This is a genomic window from Amnibacterium sp. (genome assembly GCF_051956055.1).
Taxonomy (GTDB): Bacteria; Actinomycetota; Actinomycetes; order Actinomycetales; family Microbacteriaceae; genus Amnibacterium.
Genome location: NZ_JBQCGC010000001.1, coordinates 38,226 through 64,539, shown reverse-complemented (window position 1 = coordinate 64,539; position 26,314 = coordinate 38,226). Strand labels below are relative to the sequence as shown.

The following is a 26,314-nucleotide window of genomic DNA, read 5'->3' as shown; positions in this document are numbered from 1 at the left end:
GTGGATCTCGTCCGCCAGCCCGTCCTCCACCCGGAGGCGGAACGCCTCCGCCGTCATCGGGGCCGCGTCCTTCGGCAGCGAGCGCTTCACGAGCGCGAGCGCCCGCTTGTCGAAGCCCTTCACTTCGCCCTTGTCGTCCTTCTCGAGCAGCACCCCGGCTTCGGCGAGCGCGTGCAGGTTCGCGGACTCGAAGAACCGCTCCGGGAACGCGGCGTGGTGCGTGTCCAGCACGTGCGCGCCGACCTGCAGCCCGACGAGGTCGAGGAGCTCGAACGGCGTCATCGGGAGCCCGAACGGGTCGAGCGCGTGGTCGACGACCTCGAACGGGGTCCCGGTGTCGACGGCGTGCATCGCCTCGCCGAGGACCTTCGCGAGCACCCGGTTCACGACGAACCCCGGGGCGTCCTTCGTGATCACCGCGTTCTTCCGCAGGTTCTTCGCGACGGCCATCGCGGTCGACAGGGTGGCGTCGTCCGTCTTCGACGCCCGCACGACCTCGATGAGCGGCATCACGGCGACCGGGTTGAAGAAGTGGAAGCCGACCAGGCGCTCCGGGTGCGCGAGCTCCGCCCCGATCTCGTCGACCGACAGCGACGAGGTGTTCGTCGCGAGCACGGCCTCGGGGGAGAGATGGGGCTCGACGTTCGCGAAGACCTGCCGCTTCACGGCCAGGTCCTCGAAGACGGCCTCGATCACCCAGTCGCAGTCCGCGTACTCGGCGAGGTCGGTGGTGCCGGAGATGCTCGCGCGCAGCCGGTTCGCCTCGTCCGGGTTCACCCGGCCGCGATCGGCGAGCTTCTGGATCTCAGCGCGGATGTGCTCGAGCCCGCGGTCCACCCGGACCTGGTCGAGGTCGGTGATGAGCACCGGCACCTTCAGCCGCCGGGCGAACAGGAGGGCGAACTGGCTCGCCATGAGGCCAGCGCCGATCACGCCGACCTTCGTCACCTTCCGGGCCAACGCCTTGTCGGGCGCCCCTGCTGGGCGCTTCGCCCGCCGCTGCACGAGGTCGAACGCGTAGAGCGACGCGGCCCCCTGGTCGCCGGCGAGCAGGTCGGCGAGGACCTCGTCCTCGGCGGCGAAGCCCGCGAGCACGCCCGCGCGGTCCTTCGCCTTCTTCGCCCCGGCGAGCAGCTCGAGCGCCGCGTACGGCGACTTCGGCACGGTGCCGATCTTCGACTCGAGGCTCTTCCTCGCGATCCGGATGGCGACGTCCCACTTCACGGTGCGCTCGAGTCTCCCGGGCACGTGCGGCCGCTCGACGCGCACCCGTCCGGCGATCACGTCGCCGGCCCACGCGATGGACCGCTCGAGAAACACCGCGGAGGGGAACATCACGTCGGCGATGCCGAGCTCGAGCGTCTGCTGCGCCGAGAGCGTGCGGTTCTGCTTCAGCGGGTTCTCGACGATGACCTTGAGCGCCGCCTCGATGCCGATCAGGTTGGGGAGGAGCGTGGAGCCGCCCCAACCGGGCACGATGCCGAGGAACACCTCCGGGAACGCGACGGCGGGGACGGAGGCGTCGATCGTGCGGTAGTCGGCGTTCAGGGGCACCTCGAGGCCGCCGCCGAGCGCGAGGCCGTTGATGAAGCCGAACGTCGGCACGCCGAGGTCGCCGAGGTGACCGAGTGTGCGGTGCCCGAGGCGGGCGAGCTGGAGCGCGGCGTCGCGGCTCGGGATGCGCGCCGCCTCGGTCAGGTCCGCGCCGGCGGCGAGGATGAACGGCTTGCCGGTCACGGCGAGGCCCACGATCTCGCCGCGCGCGGCCCGCTCCTTCTGCGCGAGCAGCACCCGCTCGAGCGCGAGCAGCCCGCGCGGCCCGAACGTGTTCGGGCGCGTGTGGTCGCGCCCGTTGTCGAGCGTCACGAGCACCAGCACGCCGACGCCCGGGATGACGACGTCCCTCGGGTACGCCTCGGTGACCACCTCGTCGGCGGAGAGCGCGGCGAGTTCGTCGTCGGCGGTCAGCACGTCCGTCACTTGCCTGCCTCCTTCTGCGCCTTCTTGGCGGCCCGTCGGTCGTAGTGCGGGTTCTCCCAGATGACGCTGCCGCCCTGCCCGAGCCCGATGCACATCGCGGTCAGGCCGTAGCGGACCTCCGGGTGCTGCTCGAACTGGCGGGCGAGCTGGATCATGAGCCGGACGCCGGAGGAGGCGAGCGGGTGCCCGAAGGCGATTGCGCCGCCCCACGGGTTCACGCGCGGGTCCTCGTCGTCGATCCCGAAGTGGTCGAGGAGGCTGAGCACCTGGACCGCGAACGCCTCGTTCAGCTCGAAGAGGCCGATGTCGTCGATGGTGAGCCCGGCCTTGACGAGCGCCTTCTCGGTGCTCGGCACCGGTCCGAGCCCCATCACCTCCGGCTCGACGCCCGCGAACGCGAAGCTCACGAGCCGCATCTTCGCGCTCAGCCCGAGCTCCTTCGCGGCGTGCTCGCTCGCGATGATCGACGCGGTCGCGCCGTCGTTCAGGCCGGCCGCGTTCCCCGCGGTGACGTTGCCGTGCGGGCGGAACGGGGTCCGGAGGGCCGCGAGGCCCTCCATCGTGGTGTCGGGGCGCATCACCTCGTCGCGGTCCGCGAGGCCCCAGCCCTCGGGGGAGCGGGTCGCGACGCTCACCAGGTCCGCCTGGATGTGGCCCGCCTCGTACGCGGCCTGCGCCCGCTGCTGCGAACGCATCGCGAAGCGGTCGGAGCGCTCCTTGGTGAGGTGCGGGAAGCGGTCGTGGATCCGTTCCGCGGTCGCCCCCATCACGAGCGCGTCGGATCCGACGAGCCGCTCGCTCACGAACCGGGGGTTCGGGTCGGCGCCCGAGCCCATGGGGTGGTGCCCCATGTGCTCCACCCCGCCCGCGATCGCGACGTCGTACGCGCCGAAGGCGATCGCGCCGGCGACCGTGGTGACGCTCGTCATGGCGCCCGCGCACATCCGGTCGATCGCGTACCCGGGCACGGTGCGCGGCAGCCCCGCGAGGAGCGCGGTGGTGCGCCCGAGCGTCAGGCCCTGGTCGCCCTGCTGGGTGGTCGCCGCCATGGCCACGTCGTCGACGCGGTCCTTCGGCAGCTGCGGGTTGCGCTCCAGCAGCCCGACCATCGCCTTGACGGCGAGGTCGTCGGCCCGCGTGCCCCAGTACATGCCCTTCTCGCCCGCCCGTCCGAACGGGGTCCGCACCCCGTCGACGAACACGACCTCACTGCGCTCCGTCACGCCTGATCGACTCCTCACGTGGCCCGTCGGATCGGGCCGCAAGGATCCTGCCGCGCCGCTCGCCGGGCGCCGAATCGGCTGCAGGAGACCTACGAGACCGATCCGGCGGGGTCGGGCGCGCCTTGTTCGGCCTGTACAAAGGCTTCCGCGATCGCTTGTGCCGTAGCGACGATCTGCCACGGGCGGGCGGCGTGCTGCTCGAGCGCCGCCGCGATCGCGTCCGCGGACGGGGGCTGCGGCGGCTCCCACGACACGCGGCGCAGGGCCTCCGGCGGTAGGAGGTTCTCCGCGGGCAGTGACATCGCCTCCGCGATCCGCGCCACGACGGGACGAGCGGCCTTCAGCCGGCGGTCCGCCTCCGGGTTGCGGTCGCTCCAGGCGCGGGGCGGGGGCAGCGCGTCGGAGGGCACGCGGGTGGCCGGCAGGTCCTCCGCCGCGAGCCCCGCCTCCACGGCCTGCCACCAGCGGTCGATCTCCGAGCGGCTGGCCCGCCCGCTGAAGCTGCGCATGCCGGCGAGCTCGCGCTTGCTCGACGGTGGGGTCCGCGCGACGGCGACCAGGGAGGCGTCCGGCACCAGGCGACCCGGTGCCGCGTCGATCTGCCGCGCGTACGCGTCCCGCGCCTGCCAGAGGGCCCTGGCGACCGCGAGGTTCCTGGGGCCGCGCACCGTGTGCACGCCGGAGAGCCGTCGCCACGGCTCTGCGGGCGCCGGCTTCGCCTCGCGGGTGCGGACGGCTTCGAACTCCTCCGCCGCGATCCGCGTCTTGCCCTGCTCGACGAGCAGCGCCTCCTCCGCGTCCCGCACGTCGAGCAGGAGCTCGACGTCGAGCGCCGCGTACACGAGCCACGGCGTCGGCAGCGGCCGGGTGGACCAGTCCGCCGCGGAGTGCTCCTTCGCGAGGTGCAGGCCGAGGAGCCGCTCGACGACCGCGCCGAGCCCGACGCGCTCGAAGCCGAGCAGCCGCGCCCCGAGCTCGGTGTCGAACACCCGCTCCGGTTCGAGCCCGACCTCGCGCAGGCACGGCAGGTCCTGGCTCGCGGCGTGCAGCACCCACTCCGCGTCGCGCATCGCGTCGGCGAGCTCCGACAGGTCGTCGAAGGCGATCGGGTCGAGCAGCACGGTGCCGGAGCCGCGGCGGAACAGCTGGATCAGGTACGCGCGCTGGGAGTACCGGAAGCCGCTCGCCCGTTCCGCGTCGACGGCGATCGGCCCGGAGCCTTCGGCGATCCGCCGCACCGCGTCCAGGTAGCCGTCGCGATCGGCGACCACCGCGACCGGTTGGGCCGGCGTCGCGTCCGGAAGCGGGGCCCCATCGGCCGGGTCAGTCACGCCCTGCTCGTCGTGCGGACAACACACTCACTCCCTCTGCCGCCGGAGGAAGACCGGCGAGCATGCACAGCAACTCGCTCCAGCCTTCCACATGCTTCCCGAGGTCCAGATCGGTGGGCGTCCACGAGGCGCGCAGCTCGACCTTGGCTCCCGTGCCCTGGTCGGCGAGCTCGCCGAACCCGGAGGAGACGATCGTCGTCGCGGTGCCGGACGCGGCGGTGTACTCCGCGCCGCGCACCTCGAGCGCGTCGGTGAGCCACGACCAGGTCACCTCGGCGAGGAACGGATCCGTGCCGATGTCCGTCTCCAGCGGCGCCTGCGCGAAGCAGACCACCCGGAAGTCGCCGTCCCACGCCTCCTGGCCCGCCGGATCGTGGAGCAGGATGAACCGCCCGGTGCCGAGCTCCGAATCCTCACCGTGCACCTTCTGCCGCACGTCGCCCGCGAGCGCGAGCGAGAACGGGGCCACCTTGGTCGGCGACGGGATCTCCGTCACGATCAGGTCGTTGCGCACCCGTGCTGCTGCGATCGACTCGCGCGCCTGCTCGAAGGGCGCCGACGTTGCGCTCGGCACCGGTCCAGACTAGGGCCGGCGGCCGACGGCGCCCGTCGGCGCGCGGGGCGACGGCCCTCCCCGGTGCGCCGTACGATGCCTCGACGGCACCGCACGACGCTGGAGGAGGCGCCGATGGCAGCCCGCGTCGACCCGGCTCGCGTGGTCGCGGCCGGGCTCGTGGCGGCGGGCGCGCTCGTCACCGGCGCCCTCACGGCCGGGACCGCGCGACGGATGGCCTCGCCCCGCCCGCAGCGCGTCACCCCGGTGCGCGGCGTCGATCTCGCCGGCGGCACCATCCGGTTCGGCGCGACGCCCGACTCGCTGCTGCCAGGCAGGTACAGCTTCTGGTTCGCGGAGGGGCGGGGGCACGCGCGGGTCGGGGCCATCATCGGGGTCGACGCGGACGGCGTGCTCCGGGAGCTGCTCGGCGTCGACACGGGCGATCTGACCGCGGCGCGCGAGGGGCGCTTCAACGGGTGGATGTGGCTGTCGCCGGAGGCGTTCGGCGTGCCGTACCGCTCCGAGCGGATGCAGACGACCCAGGGCGCCGTGCCGGCCTGGGTGATCCCCGGCGGCGAGCGCTGGGCCGTGCTCGTGCACGGCCGCTCGTCGGTGCGGCAGGAGGCGCTCCGTGCGGTGCCCGCGCTCGTGGCGGCGGGCTGGAGCGTGCTGCTGCCCGCCTACCGCGGGGACGGCGAGGCGCCGGCGGGCGACACCGCCCGGTACGCGCTGACGGATGCGGAGTGGGTGGACGTGGAGTCCGCGATCCTGCACGCGCTCGACGAGGGCGCCACCGAGGTCGCGCTGTTCGGCTGGTCGTCGGGGGCGTCGATCGTCCTCGCGACCGCCCACCGGTCCCGCGTGCGCGAGGTGATCCGCGGCGTCGTGCTCGACTCGCCGGTGCTCGACGGCGCGCAGGCGCTCCTCGCGCGCGGCGGCGCGGTGCCCGAGCCGATGCGTCGTGGAGCCCTCTCACTGCTCACGAGCCGGTGGGGCGGCCTCCTGGGCGCGCGGGCCATGGACGTCGACCCGGCCGAGTCGGCCGACCCGGCCGAGCTCGACCTGCCCGTGCTGATCCTGCAGAGCGAGGACGACGGCGTCGCCCCGCCCGAGGTCGCGCACCGGTTCGCGGCGGCGCGACCCGAGCTCGTCCGCCTCGTGCCCTTCGCCGGCGCGCGGCACACGAGGCTGTGGAACCTCGACCCCGAGCGCTGGGACGGCGCCGTCACGGCGTGGCTCGACGACGACCGGGTCGCGCTCGACGCGTTCAGCGCCCCCGCAGACGCCAGCGCGCGTACAGCCGATCCGTCCCGTCCCGCAGCAGCCCCGTCAGCGTCGCCGCCGCTCCCGGCGCACTGAGGGTCGGACCCGCGGCGGTCAGCACGGGCGCCGTGGTGAGGTCGAGCTCGTCGACGGCGTCGGCGGCGAGCAGGCGCCCGGCCAGGTCCGCGCCGCCTTCGCAGACGATGCGCCGGAGGCCCTCTGACCGCAGCGCTGCCACGAGCGCCTCCGGATGCTCGGCCGGGTCGTCGACGGCGATCACGGTCGCCGCGTCCGCCAACCGGGCGCGCAGCGCGCCGGCGGGACGCGGCGGGCACAGCACGATCGTGCGCCTGCCGTCGGCGGTCGGCGCAGGCAGCCGGTCCGGCTCGAGGTCCCCGCGTCGCGTCGCGACGGCGAGCGCGGCCCGCGCCGGCATCCGCAGCCGCTCGGCGCGCAGGGTGCCCGCCCCGACGAGCACGACGTCGGCCGTGCTGCGGATCACGGCGAGCAGCACCCGGTCGATGCCGCCCGTGAGGGCGTCGGAGGTCCCGTCCGCGCCGACGACCTGGCCGCCGAGCGCGGCGACCAGGTTCACCCGCACCCAGGCGTCGCCCTCGAGGGCGTAGCGCTCGGCGAGCCACGCCCTGAGCGCGTCGCCCTCGAGCTCGTGCTCCGGCGCGGGGGAGCGGAGGAGGTCGGTGACCGCGGTCACGCGTCAGGCCTCGCGCAGCTGGCGCTTGATCCTCGAGAGGAGCCCGCTCATCCCGCGCAGTCTGAGCGGTGAGACGGCGGCGGTGAGCCCGAGCGTGTCGGGGAAGTCGTCCGGCGTCGCGAGCGCCTCGTCCCGCGTCAGCCCGTCGAGCCCGTGCGCGAGCACCGAGGCGAAGCCGCGCGTGGTCGGCGCCTCCGCCGGTGCCGTCGCGTGCACGTGCACGACGCCGTCCGTCAGCTCGGCCTTCACGAAGACGGGCGCCTGGCACTCCGGCACGCGTTCCAGGAGCTCGGGGGCGTCCCCGAACCGCTCGGGCAGCGGCGGCAGGTCGTCCGCGTACTCGAGCAGGAGGAGCAGGCGTTCGCGGGGCTCCACCGCGAGGAACTCCTCGCGGATCGCTTCGAGCTGCGTGGTCATCCCTTCAGCGTCGCAGGTGCGTCACCCGGCTGCTCGCCCTGCACGATCGGGACCCGCACGGCGCTGCCCCACTCGGTCCACGAGCCGTCATAGTTGCGGACGTGCTCGTACCCGAGCAGATGCGTGAGCACGAACCAGGTGTGGCTCGAGCGCTCACCGATCCGGCAGTAGGCGATGACGTCGTCCCCCGGGGTGAGGCCGGCCTCGTCCTGGTAGATCGCCTCGAGCTCCTCCCTCGGCCGGAACGTGCCGTCCGCGGCGGCCGCCCTGCCCCACGGCACGTTGACCGCGGTCGGGATGTGGCCGGCGCGGAGCGCCGACTCCTCCGGGTACTCGGGTGCGGTGGTCCGCTCACCCGTGTACTCGAGCGGGCTGCGGACGTCGACGAGGGGCGAGCCGAAGTGCCCGAGCACGTCCTCGCGGAAGGCGCGGACGCCCGAGTCGTCGCGGTCCACGACGGGGTAGTCGGTCCGCGGGCGCTCCGGCACGGCGCGGGTCAGCGGCCGGTCCTCGGCGATCCACTTCGCGCGGCCACCGTCGAGCAGCCGCACGTCCTCGTGACCGAACAGGGTGAACACCCACAGCGCGTACGCGGCCCACCAGTTGCTCTTGTCGCCGTAGACGACGAGCGTGGCGTCGCGCGCGATGCCGAGCCTGCTGAACAGGGCCGAGAACCCCTCACCGTCGAGGTAGTCGCGGGTGACCGGATCGTTCAGATCCGTGTGCCAGTCGACCTTCACCGCGCCGGGGATGTGCCCGGTCTCGTACAGCAGCACGTCCTCGTCCGACTCGATCACGACGAGCCCCGGGTCGTCGAGGTGCTCGGCCAGCCACGAGGTCGACACGAGCCGTTCGGGATGCGCGTACGCCTCGAACCTCGTGCTGTCGTCCTCAACCGCCATCGTTCCTCCTCGGGTCGTCCGGCCGGCTCCGCCAGGTGCCGGCGATACGCTGCCTCGGCCGTTCCCGCGGCCGATCCGACCATACGCACCCGAAGGTGACCGCCGTGCCGCGAGCCCTGTTCTGTGACGCCCGGTGGCGCCCGTGACCGCGCACCGCCGCCTGGCGGACCTCGTCCCGCAGGTCGATCCGGCGCGGATGGCCGCGTCGCTCGTGCCGCCGCGCCAGTTCGCCGACGCGCGCCTCGAGAACTACCGGCCCGACCCGGAGCACCCGTCGCAGGCGGACGCGGTGGAGGCGGTCAGGGCCTTCGCGGCGAGCTGGTCGGGCCGGCCCCGCTCCGGAGGCCTGTTCCGCAGGGCGCCGAAGGGCCAGGAGCAGCGCCCGGGGCTGTACCTGGACGGCGGGTTCGGCGTGGGGAAGACCCACCTCCTCGCCGCGCTCTGGCACCTCGCGCCCGGCCGGAAGTACTTCGGCACCTTCATCGAGTACACGGCGCTCGTCGGAGCGCTCGGGTACGCGGAGGCGGTCCGCCTCCTGTCCGGCGCCAGCCTGATCGCGATCGACGAGTTCGAGCTCGACGATCCCGGCGACACGATGCTGATGTCCCGGTTCCTCGGCGAGCTCGTCGCCGGTGGCACCCGGATCGGCGCGACCTCGAACACGCCCCCGAACGCGCTGGGGGAGGGGCGGTTCGCGGCCGCGGACTTCCTGCGCGAGATCCAGGGCCTCGCCGACCGGTTCACGACCGTGCGCATCGGCGGCCTCGACTACCGGCGGCGTGACGCCGCCGAGTCGGCGGTGGTCGCGGGTGACGCGGCGGTCGAGGCGCTCCCGGACGACCCCGGGACGACCGTCGACGAGTTCGACGCGCTCATCGCCCACCTCGCGACCGTGCACCCCGCGCGCTACGTCGGCCTGGTGGACGGGCTGCGCACGGCCGGACTGCTGGACGTCCGCGCACTGCCCGGCCAGACCGAGGCGCTGCGCTTCGTCGCGCTCGTCGACCGCCTGTACGACGCGCAGGTCCGCATCGTGGCCGGCGGTCTGCCGCTCGACCGCGTGTTCGGCGAGGACATGCTCGCCGGGGGCTACCGCAAGAAGTACCTCCGGGCCATCTCCCGCCTCGTCGCCATGACCCACGCCGCGCCCGAGTCGATCTGAAGCGCTCTCCTGGGGTCCTCGTGGGCCTTCGAAACACAGCGTTCACACACCCGGGCGATTCGTAACGCGCGGGAAACCTGGGACGTCGGGCCGCGAAACGTGCCTCCGGGACACTCGTCGCGGGTTCCTGTGCGTCGCTCCCGAATGCGGCGGCTCGCAGCGGCCGCGGCACCGGAACCTCCCTCCCGCACGCAACAGAGAGGTCCCCGGCTCCAATGGCCCCGATTGCATACGACGCGACCACGGACGCGATCACCACCAACGTCAACTCGCTGTGGCTCCTCGTGGCCGCGGCGCTCGTGCTCCTGATGACGCCCGGCGTGGCGTTCTTCTACGGCGGCATGGTCAAGGCGAAGAGCGTCATCAGCATGATGATGATGAGCTTCGGCGCGATCGCGCTCGTCGCCGTCCTCTGGGTCCTGTACGGCTACTCGATGTCCTTCAGCCAGGGCAGCGACTGGATCATCCCGCACGTCATCGGCAGCCCCTTCGCGCACGCCGGGCTGATCGACTTCCTCGGCCCGAAGGCGGACGGCACCCTGTCGCCGAACCTGAACTCGCTCGCGTTCGCCGGCTTCCAGGCGACCTTCGCGATCATCACGGTCGCGCTGATCTCCGGCGCGATCGCCGACCGCGCGAAGTTCGGTGCGTGGATGGTGTTCGCGGGCGTCTGGGTCACCCTCGTGTACTTCCCGGTCTGCTCGTGGGTGTTCAACCTCGGCGCGGACGGCGGCTGGATCCAGGGGATCGGCGTGAACGACTTCGCCGGCGGCACCGCGGTCCACATCAACGCCGGGGCCGCGGGTCTGGCGCTCGCCATCGTGCTCGGCCGCCGCGTCGGCTTCGCGAAGGGCATGGTCAAGCCGCACAACGTGCCGCTGACCCTCCTCGGCGCCGCGCTGCTCTGGTTCGGCTGGTTCGGCTTCAACGCCGGATCCGAGGCCGCGGTCGACGGCATCGCGGGTCTCGCCTGGATCAACACGCTCGCCGCGCCCGCCGCGGCCACGCTCGGCTGGCTGATCGTCGAGAAGATCAAGGACGGCAAGGCGACCTCGATCGGTGCCGCATCGGGTGCCGTCGCCGGCCTGGTCGCGATCACCCCCGCGTGCAACATCCTCACGCCGTTCTGGGGCATGGTCCTCGGCCTCCTCGTCGGCGCGGTCTGCGCGGTGGCGATCGACCTGAAGTGGCGTCTCGGCTTCGACGACTCGCTCGACGTGGTCGGCATCCACTTCGTCGGCGGGTGGATCGGCACGCTGTTCATCGGCCTCTTCGGCAACGGCCGCGGCCTCTTCTTCGGCTTCGGCCCGGCGTCGCTCGGTGAGCAGTTCGTCGGCGCCCTCGCGGTGACCGTGTTCTCCTTCTTCTCCGCGGCGCTCATCGGCTGGATCATCCAGAAGACGATGGGCTTCCGGATCACGAGCGAGGACGAGGTGGCCGGCGTGGACACCACCGTCCACGGCGAGGAGAGCTACGTCTTCGACGAGTCCGACATCCCCGTCAAGGCCTAGCGACCGCTCGGCCTGCTCGAGGCCCGTCCCGGCTCGCCGGGGCGGGCCTTCGCGCGTCCCCGCGCCCTGTTCCGCCTCGGCCGCCGGGCGGAGTATGTCGGCACCCAGGAGGGCGGAGGCGGAGCGGGCTGAGCACTTCGGCAGGCTCTGCTCACCTCGGCAGGCTGCTGGAGCCGCTTGCAGCCTGCTCACGCGAGAACAGCCTGCCGAAGTGCTCGGATGCGGGGGCTCGGCACCAGCGCGGACGACGAAGCCCCGCTCCTGCGACAGGAGCGGGGCTTCCGCGGTGGGCGATGCCGGACTCGAACCGACGACCTCTTCGGTGTGAACGAAGCGCGCTACCAACTGCGCCAATCGCCCGCGGCCACCCATGATGCCACAGCGGAGGAGGCGCCGAAGAAGCGCCCACGGCACGCGGACGGGGCGTGTCGCACGGTTCGCACCACGGCTCAGGATCGGCTACAGTCGTTCCCGCCCCGAGAGGGGCGATGCGGATGTGGCGCAGTGGTAGCGCATCACCTTGCCAAGGTGAGGGTCGCGAGTTCGAATCTCGTCATCCGCTCGGTGGGACCAGCCGGATCCCGGCGGGCCGACAGGTCAGCCCACGGTGGTGGGGTGGCCGAGAGGCGAGGCAACGGCCTGCAAAGCCGTGTACGCGGGTTCGAATCCCGTCCCCACCTCGACGAAGCCCTGTGCTTCGCTCGGGCGATTGGCGCAGTGGTAGCGCGCTTCCCTGACACGGAAGAGGTCACTGGTTCGAACCCAGTATCGCCCACCATCGGAACCCCTGCCCAGGCAGGGGTTCTTCGTTCTCCGGAGGTCGACGCGGCGGCTCACCCGGCGGCCGGGAGCGGCCCCGAGCTGAACGCATCCGGGGTCGTCGAGACGGCCCACACCACCGTCCCGCCTGGCGGGGTGCGGCTCCCGGCGGGCGCCAGGACCAGTCGCGCCGACCCGCCCGCGGGGATCGTCCGGGGGCCGGTGACGATCCGCAGCGGAGCGCCGAGCGCTCCCGGCCGTCCGACGGAGTAGCGCGGGCGCACCGGAGCCGCGCTGCGGTTCGTGACGTCGACGGTGATCACCGCCGGGCCGGAGCCCGTCGACTGCGGAGCGTGCGCCCGCAGCGCGAGCGGTCCGGGCAGGAGGACCGCGACGGCCGTGACCACGAGCGCGGCAGCGAGCAGGGCGGGCGCCAGGAGGCGGCCGGCGAGCGCGATCGGTCTCCGCTGCGCCGCGGGAGGCGGCCACCCCGCCGCGGGAGCCGGGGGCACGGCGCTCGCCCACACCATCCACACGGGTGCGAGGGCGACCAGGTACGCGGCGTTCGACCTGGCGCTGAGCAGGAAGACCGCGGCCGGGAAGACGGCGACGGCCGGCGCGACACGGCGGATCCGCGCCGCGGTGAGCACGAGCAGCCCGAGCAGCGCGAGCGCGGTGGCGACGCCGAAGAGCGAGAAGTCCCCGGCCTGGCGGAGCACCGTGAGCGGCAGCAGGACCGCCCCGGCGCCGTACGGCAGCGCGTGCTGGGTGAGCACCGCGAGCATGCCCGACAGCCAGGCCGCGGGATCCCGGACGAGGAAGGGCAGGTCGAGCAGGAGGAAGACGCCGACCGCGATCGCGGCGAAGCGTCCGGTCACTGCCAGCGCCCGGCGCGGCAGGAGCTCCCGCCACCGGAGCGCCGCGACCGCGACGACGACGAACGGGGCGACGAACCAGGCCAGCTGGTGCGCGCCGATCGCGAGGCCGAGCGCGACCGCCTGCACCGTGCCACGGCGACCGAGCGTCCCCTGCCGACCGATGTCCGCCCAGCGCCAGGCCACGACGAGCAGGAAGGGGAGGGCCACGATGACGGGGAACCCGCGCGCGGTGAACGAGTCGAGCAGTCCGAAGCCCATCACCACCGGCACGGCGAGGGCGCGGTACGGGCGCGGGAGCGCGAAGGAGGCGATCAGCAGGGCGGCGACCACCGCGAGCGCGGCCACGACCCAGGGCTCGCCGAGCGGCGCGGCCAGCACGTGCAGCACGGCACCGAGCTCGAGCGTCAGCGGCGGATACGAGTAGCGCGTGACGACGCCGCCGTCGAACAGCACCGTGCCGCCCGGGAGGTGCGCCAGCTGCGGGTAGTCCGCGCGGTAGGGGTCGCCGCCCGCGAGGAGCGTCGCAAGCGCGAAGTGGCCGAGGTACGACTCGTCGTTCGCGACCTGGGCGAGATGACCCGGCGCGAGGAAGGACCTCCTGAGCCCCAGGAACAGCACCGCCGCCATCGCGACCGCCGCGACGTCGACCCGGTCCAGCCCTCGGGGGCGCCGCACGGTGCAGGCGAGCACGACGAGCAGCACCGCGGCGGAGAAGCCGAGGAGCACAAGCACGGCGCCGGACGGGGTCGAGGCCGTGGTGCGCCAGGCCGGCAGGAGTACGGCGAGCAGCGACACGCCGCCGACGAGGCTCACCGCCCGGCGCGGGCCGTCGACCAGGCCGGGTCCGGGCACCGGCGGCTCCGTGGGCGGTCGCACGCTCGGAGTGTAGGAACGCCGATCGTCACGGAGGCCCTCGAGGCCGCCGCCCGGCGGGTTCGTCGGCACCCCGTCACGAACCGGACACCGGACGGCCGCCCGGCGGCCACCTCCGGTCCGCATCGTCGCCGGGTGCCAGCGATGCGAAGGCGATCCAGCACCGTGCGGCAGGACGGGATCGGAGCCGCTCGTCGCGCGGTGACCCTCGTGGCGGTCGCGCTGCTGCTCGTGCAGGCGCACGGCTGCTGGCTCGCCGCGACCGCACCGGTCGACCCGTCGCTCGGGCGCCTGCAGGGGAGCCAGGTCACGCACACCGTCGGGACGCTGCTCGCGGTGGCGGCCACCGCAGCGCTGCTCCTCCTCGGCATCGTCGCGTTCGGCGTCCGGACGCGGCGCTGGGCCGCGGTCGTCGACGCCGCGCTGCTCGCGACGGGCGCCGTCCTGGCCATCGCCCTGCTCGTGATCGACCACGTCGTGAGCGACGAGGGCGTGCTGACGAACCGCGCCGCCGGGGCCCTGCTGAGCGGCGCACCGGTCTACGACGCCCCGTGGCCGCACCTGTTCACCGGGCTCATCCCGGTGACGCCGACGATGGACGGCGGGATCGACGACACCTACGGGTATCCGCCGGGCGCGGTGCTGCTCGTCGCGGGCTTCCGCGCCGTGGCCGGCCACGCGTCGATCGCGCCCGCCGCCGTCGGCACCGTCGCGCTGCTCGCGATCGCGCTGACGGCCTGGCTCGCCGTCCCGGTCGAGTGGCGATCCCTCGTCACGATCATCGTGCTCGGGGTGGAGGTCCTGCCGGCCGACGCCCGGGCCGGGTTCCCGTCCGTGATCGCACTGGCGCTGCTCGTGCCGGTGCTCGTGCGCTGGCATCGGATCGGTGAAGGCGGCCGGCTCGGTCGGGGCGGGGTGCTCCGCGGCGTCCTGCTCGGGGCCGCGTGCGGCACGCAGCAGCTCGCGTGGTTCCTCGTGCCGTTCCTGCTCGCCGGACTGCTGTCGCTGCGGCTGCCGGAGGTCGGCGTGCGGCGGACCGCGGGTCTGCTCGCCCGGTTCGCCGCCGTCGCCGCGGGCGCCTGCGTACTCCTGAACGCGCCGTTCCTTCTCACCGAGCCGGTGCGCTGGGCGAAGGGCATGCTGCTGCTGCTCACCCAGGGTGCGATCCCGCACGGCCAGGGGATCCTCGAGGTCGCCCGGCTCCTCACCGGCGGCAGCGGTGCGCTGTGGGCGTCCACGGCTGCGGGCCTCGCCGCGCTGCTCGGCCTGCTCGCCGGGATGCTCCTCCTGCCGGAACGGCTCGCGCCCGCGCTGCCGCTGCTGCCGTTCGCCCCCTTCTTCGTCGGCCCGCGCTCGGCGTGGGAGTACTTCCTCGTCTTCAGCTGCCTCTGGATCGTGACGGCCCTGACCGTGCCGCGCGGAGCCTTCGACGGGGCGTGGCGCCCGCTGCCGGTCCACACCGATCGACTCGGCGCGGCGCTCATCGCGCTGCTGCTCGCGCCGGCCGCCGCGCTCGTGGCGGTCGCCCTGCTCACCCCCGCCCCGTTCGTGGTCCGCGCGGCCGCGGCGCGCACGGCGGGAGGCGCGGTGACCGAGGTGGAGGTGGCGGTCGCGAACCGGTCGGGGACGGCCCTCCGACCGCATTTCCTGTGGTCCGCGGGGACGACCCCGTCGACGTGGTGGCCGGTCCGCTCCGGGCCGCTCGCCGTGCCGCCGGGCGCCACGGCCCACTACGTGCTGCGGCCGCCGTCCGCGTCCGTCGCGCGACGCGCGGCGGGCAGCGGCTCGCTCGCGTCGCTCGTCGTGTTCACCGATCGGCCGGCGACGATGACGGTGACCGCGATGCCGGCGGCGTCGCCCGGCTAGCGCTCCGGGCGCGCGACGACCCCGAGGCGGCGCGTGACGGCCGGCCGGACCCCGAGGACCCTGTCGGCGAGGCATCGGAGCGGCGGGATGCGGCGGACCGTCGCGCGGGCGAGCGCGAGCCGGAGGTCGACCGGACGGCTGCGTGTGCGGTACTGGCGCTCGATCGCGCCGGCGAGCGCCGCGACGGCCGCGTCGAGCACCTGCTCCGGGTCGGCGTCCTCCGGGCCGAGTCCCGGCCCGTCGGACTCGGCACCGACGAGCTCGGCCGGCGCACCCACGACGCTCCAGGGGCCCGTCGCGATCCGGTCCGCCAGGTCGGCGCCGTAGGCCCTGGCCCAGGCGCTCCGCTCCGGAGGGAGGCGCAGCCTGCCGCTCTGCGGCCGCTGCCCGAGGACCCCGTGCGCGAGCGGCTCCTTCACGGCGTGCATGTAGAACCAGTCGGGCACGTCCGCGCCGAGCCGCTCGTTCATGCGACGGAGGAGCTCCGCCTCCGCGATGCCGAGGGAGGCGTTCCCGCGAGCGCCCGCGAGATCGATGCCGCTGCCGTCGACCCCGACCAGCTCCGCGAAGCGGTCCCACAGGAGGCTCCTCGGGGCGGACGGCGGCGGCAGGGTCAGGACGTGGATGCGGCTCGGGTCCACGTGACGCGACCACAGCTCGAGGAGCGCCGCGGTGTCGTGCGCCTGCCAGAACCCGAACCGCCGCCGATCCGGGTCGACGGACTCGACGTCGATCACGCTCGACACCCACTCGGTCCAGGGCACGGTGCTGCGGTGCTTGACCGTCTCCTGCCATTCGGCGGGCACGAGCGACACCATGTCCCTGACGGACAGCACGACGTGCAGCTCCGCGCCCGTGAACGGGGCGACCGCGCGCGCGATGCCGCGCTCGTCCGCGAGGCAGATGAGCTCGTGGGAGATCACGGCGGTGCCCGGCGCGGCCGCGGCCTGCGCGGCGAGCGCCTCCCACGCCCCCTCCCACGCGGGCGCCGGATCGCCGTCGACCCGCCGCATGCCGAGGAGGTCCTGCGTGGCGCGGAAGTGGTCGTGCGGCGTCGCGCCCGGGAGGAGCAGCCCCCGATCGGCGAGCAGCGACCGGTTGTGCCACAGCGTCTGCTGGATGAAGGTCGTGCCGGTCTTGGGTTCGCCGATCTGCAGGAAGACCGTGCCCGTCGGGCTTGACATTCCAGGGACGCTAGCGCCGCGGCGGGGCCCTGGCGGGGCGGCAACCGGATGGCCCTCCACGGGGAATCCGGCGGTCACGTCGACGTCACCGCCCGTTCACGTCGGCGAGGCGCCCTGGAGGGCACGACGCGTGCACCTCGCGCGCCACCGGAGGGAGACCACCCATGGGCCACAGCAGGACGACGGGTCGCATCGCGTGAGCCCCGCGCAGCAGGAGCTCCTGATCGGTCACCGGACCGGCGGCCCCGCCACGGTCGAACCGGTGCGGGGACGCACGGTGCTGCAGCGGGTGGTGCTCCCCGCCTCCGCGACCGCCGATCCGGACGTGCTGCCCCTGTACGTGGAGACGCGGCCCGACCGGGGGATGGAGGCGCCGAGCGAGGAGCCCCGCCGCAGGCGGCCCGACGCCCAGGCGGAGGACTCGGGCACGCGGGCCGCCGCGGTCGGGCTCGCCCAGGACTCCGTGCGCTTCGGCGCGGTCCCGGGACCGGCCGGCCGGGGCTCGTGCGTCGTCGAGGCGCAGCGCCGGGTGTCGTTCGCGACCTACTTCAACGCGTTCCCCGCCGCATACTGGCGCCGCTGGACCCCCGTGCGGCGCGTGAGCCTGCAGCTCCGCGTCGAGGGCGAGGGATCGGTCCTGCTCTACCGCTCGACGGCGTCCGGCCGCAGCCACCGGGTCGCCGTGCACCACCTGCGCGGCGGCGTCGAGGACGTCACGCTGGCTGCGCCCCTCGACGGGTTCGCCGACGGCGGCTGGTACTGGTTCGACGTGATCGCCGGCGCCGGGCCGGTGCGCCTCCACGAGGCGGCGTGGACCACCGCCGTGGAGCCGCAGCCCGATGCGCGCATCAGCATCGGGATCACCACCTACAACCGTCCGGAGTCGGTGACCGAGCTGCTCGCCGCCATCGGGTCGAGCCCCGAGCTCCTCGCGATCCTCGACGCGGTCTACCTCGTCGACCAGGGCGACCGGCATCCCGACGAGACGGCGGCGTGGGCGGTCTCGGTGGCCCCGCTCGGCGACCGGCTGCGACTCGTCCGGCAGGCCAACGTCGGGGGATCCGGCGGCTTCGCGCGGGCGATGCTCGAGGCCGTCGAGGCGGACCGGAGCGACCAGCTGCTCCTGCTCGACGACGACATCGAGCTCGAGCCGGAGGGCGTGCTGCGCGCCGTCGCGTTCGCCGGGCTCGCCACCGACCCGACCATCGTCGGCGGCCACATGTTCTCGCTCCACGACCGCTCCGTGCTGCACGCGCTCGGGGAATCGGTGGAGCCGCGCCGGTTCTGGTGGGGGCCCGCGCCGGCCACCAGGCCGTCGCACGACTTCGGCCGGCGCGGCCTCCGGCACACCCCGTGGCTTCACCGTCGGGTGGACGTCGACTACACCGGGTGGTGGACCTGCCTCATCCCGGTGAGCGTCCTGAAGCGGATCGGCCTCTCCGCGCCGATGTTCATCAAGTGGGACGACGTCGAGTTCGCCCTGCGGGCGCGGAAGGCGGGCGTGCCGACGGTGACCCTGCCGGGCGTCGCCTCGTGGCACGTCCCGTGGGAGGACAAGAACGACGAGCTGGACTGGCAGGCGTACTTCCACGTGCGCAACCGCCTCATCACGGCGCTGCTGCACTCGCCGTTCGAGCGGGGCGGCGCGGTCGTCAGCGAGGTGCTGCAGGTGCAGCTCCAGCACCTGCTGTCGATGCAGTACAGCACCGCGGCGCTCCGGATCCGGGCGATCGAGGACGTGCTCGCGGGGCCGGAGGCGCTGCACGCCGGGCTGGCGACCAAGCGCGCGGAGCTGCGGGCGCTCACCGAGCACCTGCCGGACGCCGGGCTCGCCCCCGACGCGGCGCAGTTCCCGCCCGCCCGTCAGCGGCGCCCCCAGCGGAGCGGTGCCCGGGCCCCCCGCAACCCCGTCGACCTCCTCGTCAAGGCGGCGCTCGCGACGGCGCACCAGCTGGTGATGCCGGTCGGCGCCGCGTCCAGGACGAGCCCGGCGTCGGAGGTGGCCTACCAGGACGCGGTGTGGTGGCGGCTCACCGACCTCGACAGCGTGCTGGTCTCCGCCGCGGACGGCACGGGCGTCGCCTGGTACCGCCGCGACCCGGCGGGGTTCCGGCGTCAGCTGGCCAGCAGCGTCGCGCTGCACACGCGGCTCTGGAGGCGGTGGGGGAGGCTGGCGGCCGTCTACCGGGCCGCCATGCCCGAGCTGACGTCGCCCGAGCGCTGGGACGAGACGCTGCGGAGCAGCGACTGAACGCGTCGGCCGACCGGCCGATCGCGAGGCGCACGGGCATCGCGGTGGCCGGTGTCGCCGCCGCGGCGGCGGCCGCGGTCGGCCTCGATCGGCCCGGCCTGGGGTACGACGAGTCGGCCAGCCGCTGGGCCGCGGGACTGCCGGTCCCCGAGCTGTTCCACCTGCTCGGGAACATCGACGCCGTGCACGGGCTGTACTACCTCCTCCTGCACGCCTGGGCGGCGCTCGGATCGGACCCGACGTGGCTGCGGGTGCCGTCCGCGCTCGCGTCGGTGGCGGCCGCGGTGTGCGTCGCCGCCCTCACCGCGGGCCTGACCGGTTCCGCGGTCGCCGCCGCGGTCGCGGGGGTGCTGCTGGCGGCGTCGACGAGCGTCGTCTACTACGCCCAGACGGCCCGCTCCTACGCGGTCGTGCTGTGCGCCGTGTGCCTCGGCACGCTGCTGCTCGCGGGGCTCGTGGCCGGCGGCGAGCCGGGACGCCGCCGCGGTGCGCGATGGGTCGGGTACGCACTCTGCATGCTGGCGGCCGCCTGGCTGAACGAGCTGTCGGTGCTTGCGCTCGTGGCCCACGGCACGACCGTGCTGCTCCTGAAGCCGGGGCGACGCCGGATCGCCGCGTGGGCCGCGGTCGCGGTCGTGGTCGCGGTGCTCGTGCTCCCGCTCGTCCTGGTGAGCCGCACGGAGGCGGCCGCGATCGCGTTCCTCCGGCGCCCGGGGTTCGCGGATGCGATCACGCTCGCCCGGGCGGACCTCGGCGCCGACGCCGGCACGATGGGGCTCGTCCTGGTCCTCGCGGTCGTCGGGGCGGTCGTCCCGCGCCGTGCCGCCACGCGTCCACGAGCGGTCGCCGCGGTCGCGCTCCCGCTGGTGCTGCTGCCGCCCGCGATCCTGGCGATCGCGTCGAGACTCGGCCCGCAGTCGTACTACTCCGAGCGCTACGTGCTGTACACCGTGGCGGGGGTCGCCGTGCTCGCCGGCGCGGGCGCGGGGGCGGTCGCCCGGGTCCTCGCCGGGGCGACCCGGCGACGATGGGTCGAGGCGGTGCTCGCCGTCGCGGTCTGCGTCGCGCTCCCTGCGACCCAGCTCGGCGCCGAGCTGCGGGTCAGGTCCCCGCAGGCGCGCCAGTTCGACTTCGGTCCGCCCACCGCGCTCGTCGCCGCGCAGAAGCGGCCGGGCGACGTGGTGCTGTTCGCCGGGCGGTTCTTCCGGATGGCCGCGCTCGGGTACCCGGAGCGGTTCGCCGGGGTGCGCGACGTCGCGATCGCCGTCCCGCCCGCCGCCGCCGGCAGCTTCACCGGCATCGAGTCGTCCTGGCCCGCGGTGGCGGAGCGGGTGCTCGCCGCGCGGCGGGTCTGGGTCGTCGGCGCCCTGCCGGTCGACCCCGACGCCGCGCGGCGCATCGGCCAGGAGGCGCGGCTGCTGACCGAGCGGTACCGGCTCGTCCGGGCCGAACGGGCGAAGGGCGTCACCGCGTCGCTCTGGGAGCGTGCCGGATGACCGCGCGGGACGCAGCGCGCGTCGCCACGCCAGGCGCCGCTCGGTCGTTCATGTTCCAGCCATGGATTCGCGAGGTATCGGCGCGTCGGGTGGACCCGTCCTCCGATCGTCGGGTTGCGTGCCCGTGGACGGGGACCCACCCGTCGTCTCGCGCCCGCGAGCCGCTGGACCTGGCTGGAGCCGCATGAGCATCGACCCGGCGATGACCGTCGTCGGTCTCGTCATCGGCGCGCTCGTCGGCCTGACCGGGATGGGCGGCGGTGCGCTGATGACGCCCGTGCTCGTGTTCCTCTTCGGCGTCGACGCCCTCACCGCGATCTCCAGCGACCTCGTGATCAGCCTGTTCATGAAGCCGTTCGGCGGGATCGTGCACCTCGTGCGGCGCACCGTCGACCTCCGGCTCGTCGGGCTGCTCATGATCGGCAGCGTGCCGGCCGCGTTCGTGGGCGCCTTCGCCACGACGCTGCTGCCAGGCGACCGCGTCCAGTCGGTGCTCCTCGTGCTGCTCGGCGGCGCGCTGCTCCTCGCCGCCGCCGGGCTGATCGTCCGCGCCTGGATGCAGATGGTGCGCGCGCGCACCCCGCTCGGCGAGGGCGCGGCCCGCATGGGGCGCCCCGCCGTCCGCGTCCGTCCCGCCTCCACGATCGCGCTCGGCGCGCTCGCGGGCCTCATGGTCGGCCTCACCTCGGTCGGCGCCGGATCGGTCGTCATCGTCGTCCTCCTCCTGCTGTACCCGGCGATGAAGGCCTCGCAGCTCGTCGGCACCGATCTCGTGCAGGCCGTGCCGCTCGTCGCCGCCGCGGCGCTCGGGCACGCCCTCACCGGCACGGTCGACCTCGGCATCGCGGGTTCGGTGCTGATCGGCGCGATCCCGGGTGTCGTCGTCGGTGCCTGGCTGTCCTCGCGCGTGCCGGGCGGGATCATCCGGCGCGTGCTGGCGGTGCTCCTCGTCGCCAGCGGCCTGAAGCTCCTCGGCGTGCCGACACCGGTCGTGATCGCGACCGCCGTCGCGGCGATCGTCGTCGGCAACGCGCTCTGGATCGTGCTGCGCCGTCGGTTCAGCGCGACGCTCCGTGCGGCGCGCGAGGCGACCCCGAGGTGCGAGGAGCGGCATGCCTGACCTCGTCGTGTCGGGCGCCGACCTCGACCTGCTCGAGCTCGCGCTGCTGCCCGGCGGCCCCCGGCTGCCCCTCCGGTCGTCGGCCGTACTCACCGATCCCGAACGCACGCCCGTCGCCGAGGTCGGTCAGGACGGCGGCGTCCGCGCCGTGCGGCCGCTCGCGCCCCGGCCGGAGCTGCTCGTGACCCCGGCCAGCAGGCCGGAGGATCCCGCGGTCCGCGCGGCGCGTTCCGCGCTCGTCCTCGACGTGCTGCCGAGCCGGTCGCAGATCGCGCTCGCGGACGCCCTGCCCGAGGGACCGGTCGCCTGGGTCGCGCTCGTCGGCCGCGAGCGCCGCGGCGTCCAGGCCGGCCCCCTGCTCGCCGCCGTCCACGCCGCAGCCGAGGCCTGGGCGGCGAGGACCGGGCGCGAGGCGATCGTGGTGGCGCTGCCGTGGACGCTCGACGCGGCGCCGCGGGTCCTCCCGCTCCCCGACGCGCTCGCGGACGGAGCGGCGCTCGCGACCTGGCTGGCCGGCGCGCTCGGCCTCGACGAGGTCGTCGTGCTCGGGGAGAGCGACGAGCACCGCGCCCTCGCGGCCCTGGAGGCGGACGCGGCCGGGGCGGCGCGCGCGCTGCTGAGCCCGGAGGTGCTGCCGTTCCACCGCGGCCGGGACGCGGGCGGTCTCGTCGTCCTGTTCACCGGCCTGTCCGGATCCGGCAAGTCCACGGTCGCCCGAGCCGTCGCCGCCCGGCTGGAGGAGCGCGGGGAGGTGGTGAGCGTGCTGGACGGCGACGAGGTGCGCCGGCTCCTGTCCGCGGGGCTCGGCTTCGACGCCGAGAGCCGAGCGCTCAACGTGCGGCGCATCGGGTGGGTCGCCGCGCAGATCGGCAGGGCGGGCGGTGCGGCGATCGCGGCGCCGATCGCGCCCTTCGCGGCCGGCCGGGCCGAGGTGCGGCGGATGGCCGAGGAGGCGGGGGCCCGGTTCGTGCTCGTGCACGTCGCGACGCCGCTCGAGGTCTGCGAGGCGAGGGACCGCAAGGGGCTCTACGCCGCGGCCCGGGCCGGCCGGGTGGCCGAATTCACCGGTATCTCGTCGCCCTATGAGGCCCCTTCGGACGCGGATGTGACCATCGACACCGCCATCGGCACGGTCGACGACGCGGCGGCGGCGGTGCTCGCCGTGCTGCGGGAGGGAGCGCGATGACCACCACGGAGGACGCGGCGCTCGCCGCGGCGCTGGCGGCGGAGGCCGTCACGGCGCTCGAGGCGCTCCAAGCCGATTCCGACCTCGAGGGCCGGGCGCTGAAGGACGCGGGCGACGCCGCGGCGCAGCGCCTCCTCGCCGCACGGCTCGCCGCCCTGCGGCCGGACGACGCCGTGCTGTCCGAGGAGGCGGCGGACGGTCCGCGGCGTCTCGCCGCGGACCGGGTGTGGATCGTCGACCCCCTGGACGGCACGCGGGAGTTCTCCGAGCGCCGGGACGACTGGGCGGTGCACGTCGCGCTCTGGGAGCGCGGCACCGGGCTCACCGCGGGCGCGGTCGCGTCGCCCGGCTCGGTGCACGCCACGGCGACCCCCGCGCCGGTCGCCCGCGACGTCGACCCGGTGCTGGCAGGGGACCGCCCGCTCCGGCTGGCGGTGAGCCGGAGCCGCCCGCCCGCCCTGGTCGCCGAGCTCGCCGATCGGCTGGGCGCCGAGACCGTCCCGATGGGCTCGGCCGGGGTGAAGACGATGGCGGTCGTCGACGGCGTCGTCGACGCCTACGTGCACGGCGGCGGCCAGTACGCGTGGGACTCCGCGGCTCCGGTCGCGGTCGCGCGCGCCGCCGGCCTGCACACGAGCCGGCTCGACGGCCGGGCGCTGGAGTACAACCGCGCGGATCCGTGGCTGCCCGACCTCGTGGTGTGCCCGCCCGCGCTCGCCGGGCTGCTGCTCGCCGCCATCGCGGGGATCCACGACCAGGAGGAGGACGCATGAGCACGACCGCGAGGAGCTACGCCCTCCCCACCCTCCGGGCGCTCGAGGCGGAGAGCATCGGGATCATCCGGGAGGTCGCCGCGGAGATGCAGCGGCCGTGCCTCCTGTTCTCCGGCGGCAAGGACTCGGTCGTGCTCTCGTACCTGGCGAGGAAGGCGTTCGCGCCCGCGCGGGTGCCGTTCCCGATCATGCACGTGGACACCGGGCTGAACTTCCCCGAGGTCATCGCGTTCCGCGACGAGTGGGTCGCGGCGCAGGAGCTGCGGCTCGTCATCGCCTCCGTGCCGGACGCCATCCGGCGGGGGCTCGTGCAGGAGGAGCCGAACGGCTCCCGCAACCGGATCCAGACCCCGGTGCTGCTCGAGGCCGCCGAGGCGAACGGGTTCGACGCGCTGTTCGGCGGCGCGCGGCGCGACGAGGAGAAGGCGCGGGCGAAGGAGCGGGTCTTCTCCTTCCGCGACGAGTTCGGTCAGTGGGACCCGAAGGACCAGCGCCCGGAGGTGTGGTCGCTCTACAACGGCCGCGTGCACGCGGGGGAGTCGATCCGGGTCTTCCCGCTGTCGAACTGGACCGAGCTCGACATCTGGAGCTACATCGAGGCGGAGGGGATCCCCCTGCCGTCGCTGTACTACGCGGCCGAGCGGGAGGTGATCGACCGGGGCGGGATGCTCTACGCGGTGAACGAGTTCGTCCCCCTCCTGGACGGGGAGACGAGTCAGCGGCGCTCCGTGCGCTACCGCACCATGGGCGACGCCAATCTGACCGCCGCGGTGGCGTCCGACGCCGCCGACGTGCACGCGGTCGTCGCCGAGATCGCCGCGGCGCGGGTCACCGCGCGCGGCGCCCCCCGCGCCGACGACCGGGTGAGCGAGGCCGCGATGGAGGACCGCAAGCGAGAGGGGTACTTCTGATGGCCGACCTGGTCCGCTTCGCCACCGCAGGCAGCGTCGACGACGGCAAGAGCACGCTGATCGGGCGGCTGCTGTACGACTCGAAGTCGCTGTTCGACGACCACCTCGAGAGCGTCGAACGCGTCAGCCGCGAGCGCGGCGACGATTACACCGACCTGGCGCTGCTCACCGACGGCCTCCGCGCCGAGCGGGAGCAGGGCATCACGATCGACGTGGCGTACCGCTACTTCGCGACGCCGAAGCGGAAGTTCATCGTCGCCGACACGCCTGGCCACGTGCAGTACACGCGCAACATGGTGACGGGCGCGTCCACCGCCGATGTCGCCCTGATCCTCGTGGATGCGCGCAAGGGCGTCTCGGAGCAGTCGAGGCGGCACGCGTTCCTGGCGAGCCTGCTCGGGGTGCCGCACCTCGTCCTGCTCGTCAACAAGATGGACCTCGTCGACTGGGACCAGGAGGTGTTCGAGCGCATCGCGCAGGAGTTCTCGGACTTCGCGAGCCGGCTCAGGATCCACGACCTGACCTTCATCCCGGTGTCGGCGCTGCTCGGCGACAACGTCGTGGACCGGAGCGCCCACATGCCCTGGTACGAGGGGAGCACGCTGCTCGGTCATCTCGAGCGCGTGCACGTGTCGTCGGACCGCAACCTCGTCGACGTGCGGTTCCCGGTGCAGTACGTCATCCGCCCGCAGTCGGCCACGGCGGTCGACTACCGCGGGTTCGCGGGCACGATGGCGTCCGGCGTGCTGAAGCCGGGCGACCGCGTGGTCGTGCTGCCGAGCGGGTTCGAGACGACGGTCGCGGGCATCGACGGGCCGACCGGTCCGGTCGACGAGGCGTACCCGCCGATGTCCGTGGTGGTGCGGCTGACGGACGAGATCGACGTGAGCCGAGGCGACATGCTCTGCCGGCCCGCGAACGCGGCGACCGCGACGCAGAACCTCGACGCGCAGCTGTGCTGGATGGACGAGCGCGCCCCGCTCACCGCCGGGCGGATCTACAGCCTCAAGCACACGACCAGGTGGGCGCGAGCGAAGGTCGCCGAGATCGCCTACCGGGTCGACGTGAACACCCTCCACCGCGACCTGGAGGCGACACAGCTGGGGCTCAACGAGATCGGACGGGTGCGCCTCCGCACCACCACCCCGCTGTTCGTCGACGCCTACCAGGACAATCGCACGACGGGATCGTTCATCCTGGTGGACGAGTCGACGAACCGGACGGTGGCCGCCGGCCTCCTCACGGGGGCGCACGGCGCCTGACCGCGGTCGCCGGCCGGCAGGGGGAGGCGATGAGCGAGCGCGTGCCGGACGATCTGACCGGACCCGTGTGGGTGCGGCGCGCCGTCGAGGAGGAGGCCGACGAGGGGCTCCTGCTCGCGGAGTACGCGACCCGGATGCGCCTGAAGAACCGGATCATCGTCGACACGGTCACCGCGGAGGGCTCGGTGGACCCCGCCGCGTGGGCGGACGAGGTGCGGCTCGCGCTCGGATCCCTCCGCATCGAGGCGGAGGGATCCGCCAGGCGGATGGAGCAGGAGGCCTCGGTCGCCAGGCTGACGGAGGGCAGCGCGCTGCACGAGCACGACTACCGCGCCTCCGACGCCGACAACCTGGACCGACGACGCCGGGTGTACCGCCTGGTGGCGAGGCGGCTGCTCAGCTGGGAGAACGACGCCACGCAGGTGGCCGCGCTCCTCGAGGCGGCGCGACGCGATGCGCAGGAGGAGATCGATGCGGCGCTCACGCGCGCGGTCAGCGGCGACCCGGTGGCCCATGTGGAGGACGCGGCGCGACTGCAGCAGCGGCTGCGCCTGATCGCCACGGTCGACCTCCCCGCGCTCGAGGCGGCCGTGCGGGGGGAGGCGCCGAGGATCCCCGTGCCCCCGCCGCGCCGCCCCTGGTGGCGGCGCCTGCTCGGCGGGTCGGACCGTCCGATGCGCGGCGCCTAGGCTTGAGGA

At 74.4% G+C, this 26,314-nt stretch carries 21 protein-coding genes and 4 tRNA genes; 15 read left to right on the top strand and 10 right to left on the bottom strand.

Annotated features, from left to right (window positions below; genetic code table 11):
- The 4 genes from ACTHLI_RS00320 to ACTHLI_RS00305 form a co-directional block, all read right to left on the bottom strand.
- Nucleotides 1-1,980: 3-hydroxyacyl-CoA dehydrogenase NAD-binding domain-containing protein (locus ACTHLI_RS00320; RefSeq protein ID WP_440180622.1), on the bottom strand; the 1,980-nt coding region annotated here is incomplete at its 3' end.
- Nucleotides 1,977-3,203, bottom strand: coding sequence for a thiolase family protein (locus tag ACTHLI_RS00315; RefSeq protein WP_440180620.1), 1,227 nt, complete (start codon nucleotides 3,201-3,203; stop codon nucleotides 1,977-1,979). The genes ACTHLI_RS00315 and ACTHLI_RS00320, both read right to left, overlap by 4 nt.
- Before the next feature lie 89 nt (nucleotides 3,204-3,292).
- On the bottom strand, nucleotides 3,293-4,534 hold the full coding sequence (locus tag ACTHLI_RS00310) for a ribonuclease D (RefSeq protein ID WP_440180618.1): 1,242 nt from the start codon (nucleotides 4,532-4,534) through the stop codon (nucleotides 3,293-3,295).
- Complete coding sequence (locus ACTHLI_RS00305; RefSeq protein WP_440180616.1) at nucleotides 4,527-5,108, bottom strand: DUF3000 domain-containing protein; 582 nt, start codon at nucleotides 5,106-5,108, stop codon at nucleotides 4,527-4,529. Before ACTHLI_RS00305 ends, ACTHLI_RS00310 begins: the two co-directional genes overlap by 8 nt.
- Before the next feature lie 114 nt (nucleotides 5,109-5,222).
- On the opposite strand from ACTHLI_RS00305, the gene ACTHLI_RS00300 reads away from it, so the two are divergent.
- Nucleotides 5,223-6,449 (top strand): alpha/beta hydrolase, encoded by a 1,227-nt coding sequence (locus ACTHLI_RS00300; RefSeq protein WP_440180614.1) that lies wholly within the window; start codon nucleotides 5,223-5,225, stop codon nucleotides 6,447-6,449.
- Here the strand turns inward: ACTHLI_RS00300 and ACTHLI_RS00295 are convergent.
- Genes ACTHLI_RS00295 through ACTHLI_RS00285 form a run of 3 tightly spaced genes read right to left on the bottom strand, consistent with a single transcriptional unit; the run spans nucleotide 6,358 to nucleotide 8,384 of the window.
- Entirely contained in the window at nucleotides 6,358-7,065 is a 708-nt protein-coding gene (locus ACTHLI_RS00295; protein ID WP_440180612.1) for a dihydrofolate reductase family protein, read from the bottom strand. The two genes, ACTHLI_RS00300 and ACTHLI_RS00295, sit on opposite strands and share 92 nt — an antisense overlap.
- A 3-nt stretch (nucleotides 7,066-7,068) precedes the next feature.
- Nucleotides 7,069-7,482: a SufE family protein gene (locus tag ACTHLI_RS00290; protein ID WP_440180611.1), complete on the bottom strand. Its 414-nt coding sequence runs from the start codon at nucleotides 7,480-7,482 to the stop codon at nucleotides 7,069-7,071.
- A complete protein-coding gene (locus tag ACTHLI_RS00285; RefSeq protein WP_440180609.1) occupies nucleotides 7,479-8,384 on the bottom strand; it encodes a sulfurtransferase in 906 nt (301 codons plus the stop codon). Before ACTHLI_RS00285 ends, ACTHLI_RS00290 begins: the two co-directional genes overlap by 4 nt.
- Nucleotides 8,385-8,580: 196 nt before the next feature.
- Between ACTHLI_RS00285 and zapE the strand changes: the two genes are divergently transcribed.
- Both zapE and ACTHLI_RS00275 read left to right on the top strand, forming a co-directional pair.
- Nucleotides 8,581-9,546, top strand: coding sequence for a cell division protein ZapE (gene zapE / locus ACTHLI_RS00280; protein WP_440180627.1), 966 nt, complete (start codon nucleotides 8,581-8,583; stop codon nucleotides 9,544-9,546).
- Nucleotides 9,547-9,761: 215 nt separating this feature from the next.
- A complete protein-coding gene (locus tag ACTHLI_RS00275; RefSeq protein ID WP_440180607.1) occupies nucleotides 9,762-11,057 on the top strand; it encodes an ammonium transporter in 1,296 nt (431 codons plus the stop codon).
- A 287-nt stretch (nucleotides 11,058-11,344) separates the two neighbouring features.
- Here ACTHLI_RS00275 and ACTHLI_RS00270 read toward each other — a convergent pair.
- Nucleotides 11,345-11,417: transfer RNA gene (locus ACTHLI_RS00270), tRNA-Val, on the bottom strand.
- Nucleotides 11,418-11,547: 130 nt separating this feature from the next.
- On the opposite strand from ACTHLI_RS00270, the gene ACTHLI_RS00265 reads away from it, so the two are divergent.
- The 3 genes from ACTHLI_RS00265 to ACTHLI_RS00255 all read left to right on the top strand — a co-directional run bounded on the left by ACTHLI_RS00265 (nucleotide 11,548) and on the right by ACTHLI_RS00255 (nucleotide 11,835).
- A tRNA-Gly gene (locus tag ACTHLI_RS00265) sits at nucleotides 11,548-11,619 on the top strand.
- A gap of 47 nt (nucleotides 11,620-11,666) precedes the next feature.
- A tRNA-Cys gene (locus ACTHLI_RS00260) sits at nucleotides 11,667-11,737 on the top strand.
- A gap of 23 nt (nucleotides 11,738-11,760) precedes the next feature.
- A tRNA-Val gene (locus tag ACTHLI_RS00255) sits at nucleotides 11,761-11,835 on the top strand.
- Nucleotides 11,836-11,890: 55 nt separating this feature from the next.
- Here the strand turns inward: ACTHLI_RS00255 and ACTHLI_RS00250 are convergent.
- A complete protein-coding gene (locus ACTHLI_RS00250) occupies nucleotides 11,891-13,570 on the bottom strand; it encodes a hypothetical protein (RefSeq protein ID WP_440180605.1) in 1,680 nt (559 codons plus the stop codon).
- A gap of 132 nt (nucleotides 13,571-13,702) precedes the next feature.
- On the opposite strand from ACTHLI_RS00250, the gene ACTHLI_RS00245 reads away from it, so the two are divergent.
- Entirely contained in the window at nucleotides 13,703-15,433 is a 1,731-nt protein-coding gene (locus tag ACTHLI_RS00245) for a hypothetical protein (protein WP_440180604.1), read from the top strand.
- Here the strand turns inward: ACTHLI_RS00245 and ACTHLI_RS00240 are convergent.
- Nucleotides 15,430-16,617, bottom strand: coding sequence for a hypothetical protein (locus ACTHLI_RS00240; protein WP_440180602.1), 1,188 nt, complete (start codon nucleotides 16,615-16,617; stop codon nucleotides 15,430-15,432). The genes ACTHLI_RS00245 and ACTHLI_RS00240 overlap by 4 nt on opposite strands.
- A 196-nt stretch (nucleotides 16,618-16,813) precedes the next feature.
- Between ACTHLI_RS00240 and ACTHLI_RS00235 the strand changes: the two genes are divergently transcribed.
- The 8 genes from ACTHLI_RS00235 (at nucleotide 16,814) to ACTHLI_RS00200 (ending at nucleotide 26,305) form a co-directional block, all read left to right on the top strand.
- Complete coding sequence (locus ACTHLI_RS00235; protein ID WP_440180600.1) at nucleotides 16,814-18,868, top strand: glycosyltransferase; 2,055 nt, start codon at nucleotides 16,814-16,816, stop codon at nucleotides 18,866-18,868.
- 44 nt (nucleotides 18,869-18,912) lie between these two features.
- Nucleotides 18,913-20,364 carry a hypothetical protein gene (locus tag ACTHLI_RS00230; protein WP_440180598.1) on the top strand — a complete coding sequence of 484 codons (1,452 nt, stop codon included), beginning with the start codon at nucleotides 18,913-18,915 and terminating at the stop codon, nucleotides 20,362-20,364.
- Between the two features lie 184 nt (nucleotides 20,365-20,548).
- Entirely contained in the window at nucleotides 20,549-21,484 is a 936-nt protein-coding gene (locus tag ACTHLI_RS00225) for a sulfite exporter TauE/SafE family protein (protein WP_440180597.1), read from the top strand.
- Complete coding sequence (gene cysC, locus ACTHLI_RS00220) at nucleotides 21,477-22,670, top strand: adenylyl-sulfate kinase (RefSeq protein ID WP_440180595.1); 1,194 nt, start codon at nucleotides 21,477-21,479, stop codon at nucleotides 22,668-22,670. Before ACTHLI_RS00225 ends, cysC begins: the two co-directional genes overlap by 8 nt.
- Nucleotides 22,667-23,443, top strand: coding sequence for an inositol monophosphatase family protein (locus tag ACTHLI_RS00215; protein ID WP_440180593.1), 777 nt, complete (start codon nucleotides 22,667-22,669; stop codon nucleotides 23,441-23,443). The genes cysC and ACTHLI_RS00215 overlap by 4 nt, the downstream gene beginning before the upstream one ends.
- A complete protein-coding gene (cysD, locus tag ACTHLI_RS00210) occupies nucleotides 23,440-24,354 on the top strand; it encodes a sulfate adenylyltransferase subunit CysD (protein WP_440180591.1) in 915 nt (304 codons plus the stop codon). Before ACTHLI_RS00215 ends, cysD begins: the two co-directional genes overlap by 4 nt.
- The gene (locus ACTHLI_RS00205; protein WP_440180589.1) at nucleotides 24,354-25,616 is read left to right on the top strand and encodes a sulfate adenylyltransferase subunit 1; all 1,263 of its coding nucleotides are present in this window, start codon (nucleotides 24,354-24,356) and stop codon (nucleotides 25,614-25,616) included. The genes cysD and ACTHLI_RS00205 overlap by 1 nt, the downstream gene beginning before the upstream one ends.
- A 29-nt stretch (nucleotides 25,617-25,645) precedes the next feature.
- Nucleotides 25,646-26,305, top strand: coding sequence for a hypothetical protein (locus tag ACTHLI_RS00200; RefSeq protein ID WP_440180588.1), 660 nt, complete (start codon nucleotides 25,646-25,648; stop codon nucleotides 26,303-26,305).
- The last annotated feature ends 9 nt before the right edge of the window (nucleotides 26,306-26,314 follow it).

What these genes read in the sequence shown, in the direction of transcription:
- ACTHLI_RS00300 (WP_440180614.1), top strand. Translation starts at nt 5,223, where the DNA reads ATGGCAGCCCGCGTCGACCCGGCTCGCGTGGTCGCGGCCGGGCTCGTG.
- ACTHLI_RS00290 (WP_440180611.1), bottom strand. Translation starts at nt 7,482, where the DNA reads ATGACCACGCAGCTCGAAGCGATCCGCGAGGAGTTCCTCGCGGTGGAG.
- ACTHLI_RS00285 (WP_440180609.1), bottom strand. Translation starts at nt 8,384, where the DNA reads ATGGCGGTTGAGGACGACAGCACGAGGTTCGAGGCGTACGCGCATCCC.
- zapE (WP_440180627.1), top strand. Translation starts at nt 8,581, where the DNA reads ATGGCCGCGTCGCTCGTGCCGCCGCGCCAGTTCGCCGACGCGCGCCTC.
- ACTHLI_RS00275 (WP_440180607.1), top strand. Translation starts at nt 9,762, where the DNA reads ATGGCCCCGATTGCATACGACGCGACCACGGACGCGATCACCACCAAC.
- ACTHLI_RS00240 (WP_440180602.1), bottom strand. Translation starts at nt 16,617, where the DNA reads ATGTCAAGCCCGACGGGCACGGTCTTCCTGCAGATCGGCGAACCCAAG.
- ACTHLI_RS00225 (WP_440180597.1), top strand. Translation starts at nt 20,549, where the DNA reads ATGAGCATCGACCCGGCGATGACCGTCGTCGGTCTCGTCATCGGCGCG.
- cysC (WP_440180595.1), top strand. Translation starts at nt 21,477, where the DNA reads ATGCCTGACCTCGTCGTGTCGGGCGCCGACCTCGACCTGCTCGAGCTC.
- ACTHLI_RS00215 (WP_440180593.1), top strand. Translation starts at nt 22,667, where the DNA reads ATGACCACCACGGAGGACGCGGCGCTCGCCGCGGCGCTGGCGGCGGAG.
- cysD (WP_440180591.1), top strand. Translation starts at nt 23,440, where the DNA reads ATGAGCACGACCGCGAGGAGCTACGCCCTCCCCACCCTCCGGGCGCTC.
- ACTHLI_RS00205 (WP_440180589.1), top strand. Translation starts at nt 24,354, where the DNA reads ATGGCCGACCTGGTCCGCTTCGCCACCGCAGGCAGCGTCGACGACGGC.
- ACTHLI_RS00200 (WP_440180588.1), top strand. Translation starts at nt 25,646, where the DNA reads ATGAGCGAGCGCGTGCCGGACGATCTGACCGGACCCGTGTGGGTGCGG.